General features: G+C 41.2%; 12 protein-coding genes. 7 read left to right on the top strand and 5 right to left on the bottom strand.

All coding sequences use genetic code 11. The annotated features are described in order from the left end of the window. Positions 1 to 16: 16 nt before the first annotated feature. The 6 genes from UYI_RS0124565 to UYI_RS39275 all read left to right on the top strand — a co-directional run bounded on the left by UYI_RS0124565 (position 17) and on the right by UYI_RS39275 (position 5,859). A complete protein-coding gene (locus tag UYI_RS0124565; protein WP_016869331.1) occupies positions 17 to 994 on the top strand; it encodes an ABC transporter permease in 978 nt (325 codons plus the stop codon). A 137-nt stretch (positions 995 to 1,131) separates the two neighbouring features. Continuing rightward, complete coding sequence (locus tag UYI_RS0124560) at positions 1,132 to 2,013, top strand: polysaccharide deacetylase family protein (RefSeq protein WP_016869330.1); 882 nt, start codon at positions 1,132 to 1,134, stop codon at positions 2,011 to 2,013. Positions 2,014 to 2,093: 80 nt separating this feature from the next. Next, complete coding sequence (locus UYI_RS0124555; RefSeq protein WP_016869329.1) at positions 2,094 to 2,666, top strand: ureidoglycolate lyase; 573 nt, start codon at positions 2,094 to 2,096, stop codon at positions 2,664 to 2,666. Between the two features lie 91 nt (positions 2,667 to 2,757). Beyond that, entirely contained in the window at positions 2,758 to 3,573 is an 816-nt protein-coding gene (locus tag UYI_RS0124550) for an FAD binding domain-containing protein (RefSeq protein ID WP_016869328.1), read from the top strand. An 85-nt stretch (positions 3,574 to 3,658) separates the two neighbouring features. After that, complete coding sequence (locus tag UYI_RS33345; protein WP_016869327.1) at positions 3,659 to 5,107, top strand: molybdopterin-dependent oxidoreductase; 1,449 nt, start codon at positions 3,659 to 3,661, stop codon at positions 5,105 to 5,107. Further along, positions 5,104 to 5,859 (top strand): xanthine dehydrogenase family protein molybdopterin-binding subunit, encoded by a 756-nt coding sequence (locus tag UYI_RS39275; RefSeq protein ID WP_016869326.1) that lies wholly within the window; start codon positions 5,104 to 5,106, stop codon positions 5,857 to 5,859. The genes UYI_RS33345 and UYI_RS39275 overlap by 4 nt, the downstream gene beginning before the upstream one ends. Here the strand turns inward: UYI_RS39275 and UYI_RS0124540 are convergent. Then, positions 5,856 to 6,284, bottom strand: coding sequence for an FKBP-type peptidyl-prolyl cis-trans isomerase (locus tag UYI_RS0124540; protein WP_016869325.1), 429 nt, complete (start codon positions 6,282 to 6,284; stop codon positions 5,856 to 5,858). The genes UYI_RS39275 and UYI_RS0124540 overlap by 4 nt on opposite strands. A 340-nt stretch (positions 6,285 to 6,624) precedes the next feature. Beyond that, a complete protein-coding gene (locus tag UYI_RS0124535; protein ID WP_071588876.1) occupies positions 6,625 to 7,935 on the bottom strand; it encodes a dihydrolipoamide acetyltransferase family protein in 1,311 nt (436 codons plus the stop codon). A 240-nt stretch (positions 7,936 to 8,175) separates the two neighbouring features. Here UYI_RS0124535 and UYI_RS0124530 point away from each other — a divergent pair, with 240 nt between their 5' ends. Continuing rightward, positions 8,176 to 8,697, top strand: a complete 522-nt coding sequence (locus tag UYI_RS0124530) for a hypothetical protein (RefSeq protein WP_016869322.1) — start codon at positions 8,176 to 8,178, stop codon at positions 8,695 to 8,697. A 171-nt stretch (positions 8,698 to 8,868) separates the two neighbouring features. On the opposite strand, the gene UYI_RS0124525 is transcribed toward UYI_RS0124530, so the two are convergent. The 3 genes from UYI_RS0124525 to recQ all read right to left on the bottom strand — a co-directional run bounded on the left by UYI_RS0124525 (position 8,869) and on the right by recQ (position 15,249). Next, a complete protein-coding gene (locus UYI_RS0124525) occupies positions 8,869 to 9,318 on the bottom strand; it encodes a YlqD family protein (RefSeq protein WP_016869321.1) in 450 nt (149 codons plus the stop codon). A gap of 36 nt (positions 9,319 to 9,354) precedes the next feature. Beyond that, the gene (locus UYI_RS0124520; RefSeq protein ID WP_016869319.1) at positions 9,355 to 11,334 is read right to left on the bottom strand and encodes an AMP-dependent synthetase/ligase; all 1,980 of its coding nucleotides are present in this window, start codon (positions 11,332 to 11,334) and stop codon (positions 9,355 to 9,357) included. 1,755 nt (positions 11,335 to 13,089) lie between these two features. After that, the gene (recQ, locus tag UYI_RS0124515) at positions 13,090 to 15,249 is read right to left on the bottom strand and encodes a DNA helicase RecQ (protein ID WP_016869318.1); all 2,160 of its coding nucleotides are present in this window, start codon (positions 15,247 to 15,249) and stop codon (positions 13,090 to 13,092) included. Between the last annotated feature and the right edge of the window lie 65 nt (positions 15,250 to 15,314).

The following is a 15,314-nucleotide window of genomic DNA, read 5'->3' as shown; positions in this document are numbered from 1 at the left end:
ACTGTAGAGACGTGCCATGGCACGTCTGGTACAACAATCAACAACCAACAATCAACAACCAACAATCAACAACCAACAAATGATTTTTACCAACATTCTCAACGATACTTTACGCGCAGCTACACCTTTGATTTTGGCCGCATTGGGTGAATTAGTGGCAGAAAAATCGGGTGTTTTAAATCTTGGTGTAGAGGGAATGATGCTGATTGGGGCTGCTAGTGGTTTTATTGTCGCTTCAGTTACAGATAATATCTATTTGGGGTTCTTGGTCGCCCTAGTTGCAGGCATAGCGATCGCTTTCATTCATGCAGTGCTAACAATTACTATAAGTGCCAATCAAGTAGCAACAGGTTTAGCCCTTAGCATCTTTGGTTCTGGACTCAGTGCTTTTATAGGTGCAGATTATGTTGGTCAAACAATTACTGGATTGCAACCTCTAAGCATTCCTATTTTAGAATCCATACCCGTGATTGGGAAAGCTTTTTTTCAGCAAGATATCTTAGTATATCTTTCAGTTATTTTAGTATTTTTAGTCGCTTGGTTTTTGCAAAAAACGCGCTCAGGGCTGATATTGCGGAGTGTAGGTGAATCAACCACAGCAGCCTATGCTTTGGGTTTACCTATAAATAGAGTACGTTATTTAGCAGTTCTATTTGGTGGGGCGATGGCAGGGTTAGCAGGGGCCTATCTTTCCCTAGTGTATACACCTTTTTGGGCAGAAAATATGACTGCCGGGCGGGGGTGGATTGCGATCGCTTTAGTTGTGTTTGCAACTTGGAAACCAATGCGAATCTTGCTAGGTGCTTATTTATTTGGTGGAGTCAGCGCCATCCAATTAATTTTGCAAGGACTAGGAGTAGGTATTTCTCCTTATCTTTTATCTTCTTTGCCTTACCTCGCAACTATCTTAGTGCTGACGATCATATCACGGGATACCACCCGTATCCAATTAGTAGCACCAGCATCACTGGGAAAAACATTGCAGAAATTATGAGTTATGAATTATAAATTATGAAATTTGTGTTTGATGTGGATTGTTGTGGTGACAAAAATTATGTTTTCTAAAAGCGAACACAGATGAACACAGATGAACACAGATGAACAGAGATTGATTTTTTCTTACTAATTTTTATGCAGCCTCCATCTTTTCAACCAATTACCCAACGTCCAGTTTTCACATTACCTCATCAAGCGAGAGTTGCTGTATGGGTAGTAATGAATGTCGAACATTTCACCTTTGGTAAGCTAGGAACAGCAATTCAACCCCATTTAAATAGCTATCCAGAAATTGCTAACTATGGTTGGCGAGATTATGGTAATCGTGTCGGTATTTGGCGGTTATTTGATTTATTCGCTGAATTAGAAATTCCTGTGACGGCGGCAGTTAACGGCGAAATTTGTACACTTTATCCCGAAATTATCGCAGCTATACAGAAATATGGCTGGGAAGTAATGGCGCATGGTATTAATAATTCCACTGGTCATAGTGGGATGGATAGAGATACAGAAATAGAGATAATTGATCGAACTTTAACCTTACTAGAACAAGCCACAGGTAAAAGTCCAAAAGGATGGTTAACGCCGGGATTTTCTATCACAGAATCAACCTTTGAATTATTGTATTCAGCCGGAATTCTTTACACAGCCGACTGGGTAAATGATGACCAACCCTATTGGTATCCATTACCCAACGGTCGCTTGCTAGCAATTCCTTACACCATCGAAGCCAACGATATAACTTTATGTTTGAGTAACCGCTTTTCTGGTGTAGAATTTGCCCAAGCCATAGAAGATCAATTTGATCAACTTTGGCAAGAAGGAGAAACACAAGGGCGAGTCATGGCCATTGGCTTGCATCCATTTATCGTTGGTCAACCATTGCGATTAAAGTATTTGAAACAGTGCTTAACACATATAAAAAATACACCTAATACCTGGTTAACAACAGGCGAAGAAATTTATAACTTAATGAATGAAAATACAAATCAACAAGCTAATATTCATAAATATTAAACTATCAGTGTCCATCGGTGTTTATCTGTGTGCATCTGTGTTCGTAAAAAAATAAAACCCGACTATAGCCAACAATACTCATGACATCTTCACAAACTCAAACTTTAAAAATCCCTGTCATCGATGCCAATTCAGAAAATATCAAACCCTACGGACATCTTTTAGGAGATGATGTCAGTAAACCAGGTTTAGGAATTCCTTTTTATCAAGGTAGAGTCATTGAAGGCGAAAATATTGACTTTACCTATCGCGGCACAGCAACTTTTAGAACCGCGAAAATAATGCCAGGTTATCCTGCCATTCTCTGGCTAGAACGTCACATGCACATGACGCAATTGTTTATTGGTTTAGGACAAGCACCTTTTATCATGGTAATGTCACCACCTAACCATAATCAAGACAAAAATTTACCAGATTTAACTCAAGTCAAAGCCCTAAAATTTCCTCCTGGACATGCGCTTTTGCTACACTTAGGTACTTGGCATGATTTCCCTATTGCTTGTGACAAACCCCTTGTCATTCTCACCGCCAACTCTGATGAAGTTGTCACAGCATTGAGTCAAATGCAAGAACCAGGTGAAATGAATCAAGGCGATGTTTATAAAATTTCTCTACCACAAAGATTAGGTTGTGAAATTCAATTAGATGTTTAATGTTTTCAAAATGCACCAGGTAGCAAATAAATATTAATCTGCTACCTGGTGCGCTTTCCTATGCGATACTCTGCGTTAAAATTAACTAACAATGGATTTGCCAAATATTGAAACTTATTTACGTCCCAATGAGATACAAACTATCAATAATTGGGGTAAAGATTGGGCTTGGTTAGCGGGTGGAACATGGCTATTTTCGGAACCACAACCGCAATTGCGGGTGTTGGTGGATATGCAATCTTTGGATTGGTCAGAAATTGAAGTTCAAGAAGATAATTTAGTCATAGGTGCGACTTGTCCACTCATAAAATTATTACAGTATCCTTGGCAACTAGAATGGACTGCTGTTGCAGGATTAAAAAGTGCTGTTTCTACCCTAGCCGCATCATTAAAAGTTATTAATATGGCGACAGTAGGAGGCAACTTATGCCTAGCTTTATCTGTCGGATCCCTCGCGCCAATCATGATCGCATTGGGTGCAAAATATGAGATTTGGAACTTACAAGGAGAGTCACGTTTAGTAGCCGCAGAAGATTTTCAAATAGGTTCTCGTCAGACAATTTTGCAACCATCAGAAGTCTTGAGACGAGTTTTGATTCCAGTGAAAAATTTAAAATGGCGAGTGAATTACCAGCGTTTTGGTATTGCAGCAACTGATCCAGCTTTAGCAATTGTCGTCAGTGCTTACAATCCTGAAAATTTACAATTCAAATGTGTAATTGGTGCAAGTGTACCTGCACCGAAGTTATTGGATTGTAATCATATAAATATAGACTATTCGCCATCCTTACAGAAAATAGAATTTATCAATAGCCCCAAAGCCAGCGCAACTTATCGCCGTGAAATCACACAAATTTTAATCAAGCGATCGCTTCATCAACTAAAACTAATAAATACACACCCATAACCCATCTGTGTCCATCTGTGTGCATCGGTGGTCGACATTCAAAAATAATCTTTTCACCAACCACAATTCCTATGCAACATCAAACATGCAACAATCATTAACCTTCCAAATTAACAACCAAAAATTTACAGTTACTTGTCATCCCGGAACTAGCCTTTTAACTCTATTACGACAACTTGGTTTGTTTAGTGTGCATCGAGTTTGCGATAGTGGTGATTGTGGTGCTTGTACAGTTTGGGTAAATGATACACCAATTCATAGTTGCATTTACCCAGCGATGCGAATAGCCAATCAATCAGTCACAACCATAGAAGGTTTGTCAGCAAATGGCAAACTTGCGCCAATCCAACAAGCATTTTTGCAAGGGCAAGGCTTTCAATGTGGTTTCTGCACTCCGGGTATGATAATGAGTGCAGCGAAGTTACCTGTTGCATCATCAGAAGAATTGCGTTTAATGCTAAAGGGTAATCTTTGTCGTTGTACTGGGTATCAGGCGATTATTGAAAGTATTAATCAATCTCGACCACAGATGCACACAGATACACACAGATGTGATATTGTTGCAGATTCATCGGTTACGATTGGAAAAAATATTCCCAAACAAGACGGTACAGCAATTGTCACTGGCAAAGCATCCTATACAGCAGATTTTGTACCACCTGGCTTACTCCATCTGAAAGTATTGCGATCGCCTCATCCTCACGCCTACATTCGCAAGATTAATACCGCCGCAGCTAAAGCACTCTCTAGTGTCGTTGCTGTTTTCACCCATGCAGATGTTCCCAGGATACCCTACACCACTGCTGGACACGCCGAACCAGTCCCCGATCCTCTCGATCATTATTTATTAGACCATAAAGTACGGTTTGTAGGCGATCGCGTTGCTGTTGTGGTTGCAGAGTCGGTAGCTATAGCTGAACAAGCTTGTGATTTGATAGAAGTAGATTACGAAATTTTACCCCACCTCATCGACCCGATATCAGCCATGAATGGCGATATTGTCATTCATGATGAACCAGAATCCTCACAAATTCCTGATCGCGATCGCAATATTGCTGGACAAATATTTCTGGAATCTGGTGATGTTGAACAAGGTTTTGCCGAAGCAGATTTAATCTTAGAAAATACCTATAATTTGCCAGCAGTACAACATGTACATTTAGAACCCCATACCACAATTACTTGGTTAGAAACAGATGGAACATTAGTTGTTCGTTCTAGTACTCAAGTACCGTTTCATTGCCAACGTTTGCTTTCCCAAATCTTCAATTTACCGCTAGATAAAATCCGCGTTTATAAAGCCCAAATCGGTGGTGGATTTGGTAACAAACAAGAGATTTTATCAGAAGATATTTGCGCTTTTGCCACTCTCCTCACAGGCAAACCTGTACAATGGGAATTTACCAGAAAAGAAGAATTTACTGCTACGAATAGTCGCCACGCGATGACAATTCGCATTAAAAGTGGAGTCAAAAAAGATGGCACGTTTGTAGCAAAGGTAGTGGTTTATCCAAAATCCACGTTGCGAGTGTGAAGTTATCGCTGTTAGCTGATGGCAAGTATGAGTTAAGAACAGGTGCAGTGGATGTGGGGACTGGTTCGGATACGACGCTGCGACAAATTGCGGCACAGGTGTTGGGTGTGGGTGTGAGTGAGATTAATATTATTTCTGGGGATACAAAACAGACGCCTTTTGATGCTGGTTCTTATGCGTCGGCGACGGTGTATATTTCTGGGCAAGCTGTGAAGTTGGCTGCCCAGAGGTTAAAGAATGAACCGCAGAGGCACGGAGGGCGCAGAGAGGAAAGGAGTGTAGAGGTGAGTTATGCGGCGGATGAATCGACTTTAACTTTTGCTGTGCAGGGTGTGGAGGTGGAGGTGGATGTGGAGACGGGGAAGATTGAGGTTTTGAGGTGTGTGCAGGCGATTGATTTGGGTAGGGCAATTAATCCTAGAATTTGTGAGGGACAGGCGACGGGTGGGATTGCGATGGGAATTGGTTATGCGTTGATGGAAGAGTTGCTGTTTGATCAAGAAGGTAGGATTGTGAATCCAACGCTACGGGATTATCGCATTCCCACTGCTGCTGATGTGCCACCTATGGAAATATTTTTAATTGAAAAAGCCGACCCCTACGGGCCTTTTGGTGCGAAGGGGGTGGGAGAAATTACTACTAACTGTACAGCAGCTGCGATCGCTAATGCTGTTGCTCATGCTACGGGTGTAAGGTTGCGCCAATTACCAATGCTACCCGAACGAGTTTGGCAAGCGATCGCTTCTCATTAGTTAATCTGGACTAACTGGATATCAAATATCAGTTCTTGTCCTGCTAGGGGGTGGTTAGCATCGAGAGTGATTTGAGAGTCTGAAACCTCTGTAACAACTACGGGTATGGCTTGACCATTACTCTGAGAAATTTGTAACATTTGACCCACCTCTACAGATACGTCTGTGGGGATGCGTTCTTTGTCAACTACCATGACTAATTCTGGGCGATAAGGACCGTAGGCTTCATCTGCTGGAATATTTGTCCTTTTGGATTCTCCTGGAGTCATACCAACTACAGCTTGTTCAAAGCCGGGAATAACTAATCCTTCACCAATCGAAAACTGCAAAGGTTCTCGCTCAACAGAAGTGTCAAATACTGTGCCATCATCTAGCTTACCTGTATAGTGAACTTTCACAGTATCACCTAGTTTGGCTTGTCCCATTTTCGTCTCCTTCAAAATTTTAGTTCACTACACCTACCCACCCTAGTACTTCTACGAGCAAATGTATCCCGATTTTGTTATTTATTAAGATTTCAATTTTGTGAGAGACAAGATCCCCGATTTCTCAAAGAAGTCGGGGATCTGAGCTTTGCGATTCTCACAAATCACTCAAAGCCCCTAGTCTAAGTTTTACTATTAGTATCAAGTTCGGATGATTACTTTGTATTCCCGCTGCGATCGTAACTAGTTAGGTAATATTCCAATTACCTATTACCAACACATGCGGTTAATAGAAGTCTTCAATCGAACAAGACATACAGTATTTACACTGCCATTTTCTCTACATAGTCAAAGATTGCGGATCAGTCTCAATCAACTTCGCTAAATCTTGCAAGAACGCCGCAGCATGAGCGCCATAGATAATCCGGTGGTCGCTGGTCATGTTTACCTGCATTTGTTGCTTGATGCCAAACATACCATCGGTGGTAGCAACGACTTGGGGGCGGGATGCACCGATCGCTAATATTGAACCTTGTCCGGGTGGTAAAATTGCATCAAATCTATCGACGCCAAACATCCCTAAGTTAGACAATGTAAATGTGCCGGTGCTGTATTCTTCTGGTTGCAGCTTTTTAACTCTTGCCCTTTCTACTAAAGACTTCCAAGTACGAGATAAAGAATAGATATCCATCTGATCAGCATTCTGCAACACTGGTGTAATCAATCCACCATCATCCATCGCTACGGCTACAGCTACATTGATGCTAGCAGGATAAACAATACCTTGATCTGAGTAATTGGCATTAATCAGTGGGTGTTTTTGCAGTGTCACCGCTACGGCTTTCGCTAGTAGGGCGGTCATGGTCACACCCTTAGATTTAATTTGTTTATATAATTTGTCCAAAGCATCAGTGGTGATTGTATAACCTACATGGATCACAGGCACTGATAAGCTAGCGACCATATTCCGCGCCACGGCACTTTGTAAGGTATTCAAAGGCACTACTTGACCGGGCACTGCGGTAACTGCTGGTGTGGGAGTTGGTGCTGGTTTTGTCGGTGCGGTTGCAACTGGAGTCACAACAGGTGGTGGAGTGATGGGGGCAGCACTAACGGGTGGCTGGCTAGTTTTGCCGATTGCTGCTTCCACATCTTCGGCAACAATACGACCGTAAGGGCCACTACCAGAGATGTTACTCAAATCAACTTTGAGTTCTTTAGCTAATTTGCGGGCACGGGGTGAAGCTACAACCCTTCCAGACCGGTGGTTCGAGCCATTTTGAGTCGCCAAGGCAGGTCTTGTAGATGTGGCTGTGTCTGCGGTTTTTGTGGGAGCAGCAGTAGCAGTAGTTTCCTGTTTTGCAGCACCAGCGCCTTGGGCTTGAGACTTGGCTGTTTCAATTTCGGCTTCAGTTTCTGCCAATAGGGCGATCGCAGCTCCCACTGGTGCAGTTTCACCAGCTTGCACAATGATGTGAGCAAGGTATCCTTCATAAAAGGATTCCACATCCATATCTGCCTTATCTGACTCGACAACCACCACAGTTTCGCCTTTTTCCACTTTATCCCCGGGCGATTTTACCCAGGAGACAATTTTTCCTTCAGTCATAGTGGAACTAAGTGCAGGCATGAATACTTCGTAAATGCTCATAAGGGGGTTTGGCGAATCGATAAATTTATAGACTTTAACAAAATTAATGCCAGATCGAATTGTATCTTGACGACCGACGCGAGGAACTATTCTATTACCCAGTGGTCTATTAATTTGTATTTCTTATCATGGTTGCTTACATCAGAATAATTACTCAAAAGTAAGAGGAACTTGAGTAATCTCTCAATCTACAATGCAAAAGTGATAAATAAACAGTTTGAAAGTGCTTTTTGAGTTTTTATGTCGGCAAAGTTGAAAATTTTGGTAATTCTGGTACTAAGTATCTTTGCCACTGCTCTTGCTGGAGTATATTTAACTAATCGCCAGCAATATGCTCTGACTGCCAATAGCACTAGATCACAGCAGCACTCTTCCGCGGTAGCCTCGGCTCAAGAGATTGTCACCAATCCGGAACGGGCTAACTATAAAACAGTACCTTTAGACAGTATTAAGTCTGTTCTCCAAGGTACCGATCCAGCTGCTTTGGCTCTTGATGCTTTTGACTCTCATCTAATAGAGCAAGGAACGCGTAAGGTAGAGGTATATTACCCACACCCCAATCAGGCGTTAGTCACAATCATCCAAACTAACCAAGGAAAGAATGTACCTAACGCCGTCAAATACCGAGTTGAATTGACAAGCTTTGGGCGATCGCTACTGGCGAGTTCACCCCCTCTGTGGCAAATTGTTTGGGCTGGTTCCCAAGAAAAATGTTTTTCCAACCAAGATCAGCAAAATTTGATCAAGGTCATTTGCCAGTAGATGCTTACAATTAAGACAGCAGGAACTCTCAACGAACAACAAACAGGAGCAAGCAGTAAGGAGAGACTAAGTGTGGTGTGAGGAGTTTACAGTTATCAGTTATCAATTACCAGTTGTCAGGTTTGTTTGTTTACTGTTGGCTGATCACTGTTAACTGAATTTAGATTGAGTTTATACATCGCCACGAATTTCTTCTACAACACCATCACGCAGCACAACTTCGACCTGCATTTTGCTAATTAAGTTATCCCCTGGTTCGACGCGGAAAAAACCTTCCATCTGAAATTGATTGACTTCTTGGTCTAACTCTAAAAGCTGCACTTGCTGGAGGTTTTGCAGACTTTGATTTTTTTGCTCTAGCAGTTCGCTTTTCTTTTGATTGACCTGGTATTGAATACTCTCAATTTGTTGGAGGGTTTGGGGACCAGGCGGTTGCAGATTTTGTTTTTGTACTTCTGCGATCGCCCGTTGTCCTTGGATGTCCAACTGTTGCAATTGCTGGTCAATTTGATTGATTTGCGCTTGCAGTTGCTGCTGCACTTCCTCTTTCCACAAGGGAGTGACAATGGCTTTAATGTTGACGACACGCTTTAAAAGCAGTTGAGGTTTGGAGACATCCATAAAAGAATTCACGTTTGTTGATAGTTTGCAGTGGACTTATGAGGCAAACATTCCGTTAATAATATCGTGATAGTGTTGCATCACGACATGCCGCTTGATTTTCAGTGTTTGAGTCATCATGCCATTTTCAATCGAAAATGGCTCGAGAATCAGCTTGAACGGGCCAATGCGGTCATCTGGTCGATAGCCAGGACGATTTTGCACTTCCCGATTCAGTTCTTGCCGAAATAAATCCTGGATTATTTTACTCTCCAGGTTAATTTTTTGACTGGTAGCCGCAGTAACATTTTCATCCTCTATACATAGTTGGAGATTCCCAGAAGTTGCCCATTTTTCTAAGGCTTCTAAATTCGGAACAATTAAAGCACCCAGAGATTTACGATCTTGCCCAACCAACATAATCTGATCTATGTAGGGCGATCGCAAACAAGCATCCTCTATCGGTTGTGGTTCGATATTTTCCCCATTCGTTAATACAATCGTATCTTTTGCTCGTCCGGTCAGAATTAAGTCATTTTGTGGTGTTACCCAACCCAAATCACCGCTATCAAACCAACCTTCTGAATCAATTGCTTTGGCTGTGGCTTCGGGATTTTGGTAATAACCTTGCATAATTTGCGGTCCCCGCAGCAAGACTAACCCCCGTTCTCCTGTTGGTAGCTCTTTTTTAGTCTCTGGATCAACTATTTTAGTTTCTGTACCCGGGATTGGTTGCCCAGCTGCACCGCGTAAATTCCGCCAGTAACGCCGTGCATGGGTGACAGGGGAAGTTTCTGTCAAGCCATAACCCACCAAAATCTCGACACCAAGAATTTCAAAAAAGTCATCTACATGCTTAGGCAGCGCACCACCGCCGCTAATCATCTGCTTGACTCTACCGCCAGTTGCTTCCCTGACTTTGCTGTAAACTAGTTTTTCTCCCAAGGCATACAGAGGTGATAAAGCGGCAACTTGTAAACTGGCTGTTAAGCGATCGCCCATACTCGGATTGAGATTTTGTAAATTCAAACCCGTCAAAGTCCGGCGCGCTTGAATATATTTCTCACCTATCTCGAAAAAGAAGTTAATCAAGCGTTGTCGAGAAGCTGGCTGTTCACGAAACTGTTTTTGCGCTCCTTCATAAATAGATTCTAAAAGGCGTGGTACGGCTACCATGTAATGAGGTTGATATTCTTTCAAATCTCGTTTGATAGAGCGGAGGTTGGTATAAACCTGAGTACAACCTTGAGAAAGTAGAAAATATTCACAACTACGTTCATAGCTGTGCCAGGTAGGGAGAATACTCAAAACTGTATCTCCAGGACGGGGTTGCACGACAACCGGGATAGCTACGATTTGGTGCATCAAATTGCGATGAGTCAGCATCACACCCTTCGGTTTACCCGTAGTCCCTGAGGTATAAATTAAAGTAGCCAAATCATTACGGTTGCGTTTGACTGGTTGTAAGGAATGCTTAGCACCCATTTCCATCAACTGGCTGAATGTATACAGCTTGAGGGTTTTCGCTTCCGGTAATGCTTCGTTGCTGAGTACAATCACAAATTGAATCGGCAAATCATTCAAGCTACCGCGTAGTTTATTGAGTGTTTTTAAATCTTCCACTACTAGCGCTGTGCTGCCACTGTTAGCCACAATGAAAAGTAATTCTTCTTTTTCAGCTTGGGAACTACGCACCGCATCCACCGCCCCCGCAGTCATAATTCCCTGATCAGCAATCAACCAACGCGGACTGTTGTCAGCAATTAGGGAAATGCGATCGCCTGCTTGTACACCCAAAGCCTGTAAGCCAGCGGCAAATCGTTGAATTTGTTGGCATAGCTCAGTATAAGTTAATACTACCTCGGGTTTAGCATGAGGATCGCGGAGGGCAACAATATCACCAAATCTTTGTGCCGCTAAAGGCCAAATTTCTGGTAGCGACTCCACGCCAGAATAATCTGCCGAATCCTTGATTGCTTCGCGTTCTTGGGCAGTGATATTAGCAAGAAAAGCATTTTCTACAAAAGTTTTTGACATAACACTATAGCCTAAGTAATCAACAGTTTATTTTTCCAGCTTATGCTGCAATCAGGATAAAATACCCAATCTGAATAGACACTATTTATTTTGTCTAAAAAATTTTTGAGGATTTGATTTACATATATATAAAAATCTATAGTATGATTAAAGAGTATAAACAAAAAGCAATACCAACTTTGGTTTTTAGTTGGTTGAAATGATTTGTTTGACTAACTAAAAACAGTAGACACCTATTATCAAGGTTGGGTGACGTGAAAACCTGATTTTTTAAAAGTGATGGATGAAATGGCACGCCACCCGGTGATGGGTAATGGGTAATCGGTAATTGGTAAGAACTTGTTCTAATTTTTCCAATTACCAATTGACTATTACCAATTACCAGAACAACCCCGCAATTAAATATTGGGCGAATACCCCTAATTTTATTCGGCGGTGTCCCCTCAACCAAAGCTAATGAAAAGAGAAAAGGTGATTACCTATGGATCGCATAGATGTTACATTGCTGACTTTAATTAGTACAATTGCTTGCCTGACATTTCCCAGGCTTTTAAGTATCATTACCGATCCAAAAATTAAACCTACCAGACTCTTGCATAAAGTTTCTACTCCAAGAAAAACTAACCAGGGAATTACTAGCTTTCCTTTTTGTACGTCTTATGCATTAACAGGTAGCCCATCATGTAAATTTAGTCCTCGTTTTTGTGGTAGATGTTCCCCAAATTAATGTTGCACTTGAGTATCAAAATAGATAATTTTTAGTAAATATTTCAGGGGCATATAATTCTTACTAAACTCACTAAAATAATAAAACTTGTTGGTTGTTATTTTAAAAACGAATTATTTAAAATCTATAGTAATCATCGAGATGAATCTATACCTGAACAGGTAGTTATATTATGTTTACTTAGATACTTATCATTAACGAATTACGCACCTTTAAACTATTAAACCAGACCTTTCAAGGTGACTCGAAAAATCTCTTTTTTCTCTGGTGCGACCTCTGCGTCTGGAGTGGTTTAAAAGTAATTAAATTAACCGCAGAGGAACAGAGAAAACAGAGGTAAGAAGTTAAAGAGAGATTTTTGACTATTTTTTTGACTAAAATTTTTATCCACCTTGAAAGGGTTTGCCTATTAAACTTTAAATGTTGCTTTTTTTTGAAGTTCGTGAAATACTAAAAACAACGGCCGCTTCAAATTTACACTATTTTATTGGCTTTTACAATCCCCCTAGATAGAGACAGTATCTAAACAAAACTTAAAATTAAAAAGAGCTTATACAAACTAGAAGAAATTCTAAACTATCTGCTCTATCAATTTTAGAAATTTAGTTTCAAAATAGAGTACATAGATACAGATAAAAAAAGGGGGGATTCTCTATGGGTTTGATAGATGGTTTATTCCTGACTTTGATTAGTACTGTGATTTGTCTTGTCTTCCCCAAAGTTTTATCTATGGTTTTAGCAGTAAAGAACAAACCTACTGCATCATCGCCAACGGTTACAAGGACACAGGAGATTCACACAGAAGTGGCGAGTTCTTTGTAATTAACTTCAGATAAACGCAGAGTGTGCAGAGTCTTGGTATAGATATTGAACTACCAAATTATCCCAAGTCCGGCTAATTGCTTACGAGATGACGCTAAGTCATTGGGGAACTCGGATTCCCCTGGTGGGGATTAGGGGCAGAGGTTTTTCCTATTACCAATTACCGACCCCAATTTGTATCTTTGTGGTTAATTATCTCTATTGGGCTAGTTTTTATGACTCTTTTTGCGCCACTGACTTCTAACTAAACGAATCTCTTCAAAGCTATAAGTATCGCCAAGATATTCTTTAATGGGGGTAAGGGCAATATCTCCAAGAATTTCTAATACTTGTAAAATTTTTTGCTGCTTTTCTGGTGGTACTAAGTGATTTATGTCTATAGGTTGATTTTTCTCAATTAAATCGCAGAGGTGACTAAAAATTGTTGTTGGACGTAGGTTGCGTTTTTCAGCTATTTCTGAAACGCTTAGACCTTGTTGATATAACAGCAAAGTTTGCAATGCTGTTGCAGAAACTGAAGTGAGAGAAGATGTAGGATTGAGTTTTTGTTCTTGAGAATTATGTTCTTGGCAATAGGCGCGGATTTCGGCGATAAATTTATCGCCGTATTGACTGAGTTTATGGCTACCTACCCCGGAAAGTTGGCTAAATGCGTCCTTGGTTTGGGGTTTAACTTGAGCCATTAATTTAAGAGTAGAATCGGCGAAGATGACATAAGGTGGAACAGATTGTTCATCTGCAAGTTGTTTGCGTAGCGATCGCAACCTCTGCAATAGCATTTCTGCTTCTACAGTTTTAGCGTTATCCTCATTCCAAGTCAGCTTTTGGGTGACGGTGACAGGAATAGAAACGGTACGCTGTCGCCGCATAACTTCCCAACTCAGGGCGTTAAGTTTTAAAACGGCGTAACCATCAGTGCTTTGTTCTAGTAAACCTTGATGTAACAAGGAACGTCCCAGCATCCGCCATTCTTCCACACTTTTATCTTTACCGATACCGTAGGTGGATAGTTTTTCGTGTTCGTATTGGGCAATTTTTTGAGTTTTTGCTCCCCGTAGAACATCTATAATATGGCCCATGCCAAATTTTTCTTTGCAACGGGCGACACAAGATAAAAATTTCATTGCTTCCAGTGTCCAATCTTGCACTGGTTTAGGATAGCGACAGTTATCACAATTATCACAATTCCCCAGAAAACGTTCGCCAAAATAACTGAGTTGAATTGTGCGGCGACAGTCTGTACCTTCGGCGTAATCTATCATCTGTCGCAATTGTTGTTTGGCTATTAACTGTTCTTGTGCTTCGCTTTTTTGATTGATGAGAAATTCGATGATTTTGACATCAGCGTAGCTGAAAAAAAGTGTACAACGTGAAGCTTCTCCATCTCTACCTGCCCTACCTGATTCTTGATAGTAACTTTCTAAGTTACGAGGTATATCAAAGTGAATCACAAATCGCACATCTGGTTTATTGATACCCATACCAAAGGCGATTGTGGCTACCATAACTCGCACATCATCACGAATAAAGCGAGTTTGATTTTGAGTCCGTTCTTCGTCTGTTAAACCAGCATGATAGGGTAGGGCAGATATTTTATCATGTTGGAGTTTAAAGGTGATTTCGTCAACTTTTTTGCGAGTTAAACAGTAAACAATTCCTGAACCTTCAGAATCGCGGATTAGTTCTAAAAGTTCAGCGTAAGCATTCTTTTTTTTTGGACGAACTTCGTAGTAAAGATTTTGGCGGTTGAAGCTGGCGATGTGGATGCTGGGGTCTTTTAATCCCAATTGTTGAATAATATCATTACGGACACGATCAGTAGCGGTAGCTGTAAATGCCCAAGTTGGAACGTCGGTGTAACGTTTTCGCAGTAAGATTAGCTGGCGATATTCTGGGCGAAAGTCGTGTCCCCACTCAGACACGCAGTGCGCTTCATCAATAGCAAACGCAGAAATACCAACTTGATGATGAATTAAATCTAGAAATGGTAGAAATCTATCACTGATTAGGCGTTCTGGTGCAACGTAGAGTAATTTAACTTTACCTTGGAGAATGTATTGTTCACGCGATCGCGTTTGGTAAGAGTTCAGACTGCTATTAAGGAATGTGGCTGCTACACCGTTTTTTCGTAGTGCTTCCACTTGATCTTGCATCAAGGCAATTAATGGTGATACTACTACTGTCACACCTTTTTTAATCAGTGCCGGTAGTTGAAAGCACAGCGACTTACCGCCTCCAGTGGGCATAATAATCAATAAATCCCGATTAGAAAGCGCGTTTTCGATAATTTCTCGTTGTCCAGGGCGAAAATTCTCGTAACCGAAGTGATATTTCAGCGCTTTTTCTAATTGAGAGTACTGAGACATGGCGATTGCTTTTTTAGGCTTTCTGCGTAGGTAGTGATTGAAGTTATCAGAATTTTAACAATCCC

The organism is Fischerella muscicola PCC 7414 (assembly GCF_000317205.1).
Classification (GTDB): domain Bacteria; phylum Cyanobacteriota; class Cyanobacteriia; order Cyanobacteriales; family Nostocaceae; genus Fischerella; species Fischerella muscicola.
Note: the sequence above shows the minus strand (reverse complement) of the source record. Positions and strands in the feature narration are given on the sequence as shown.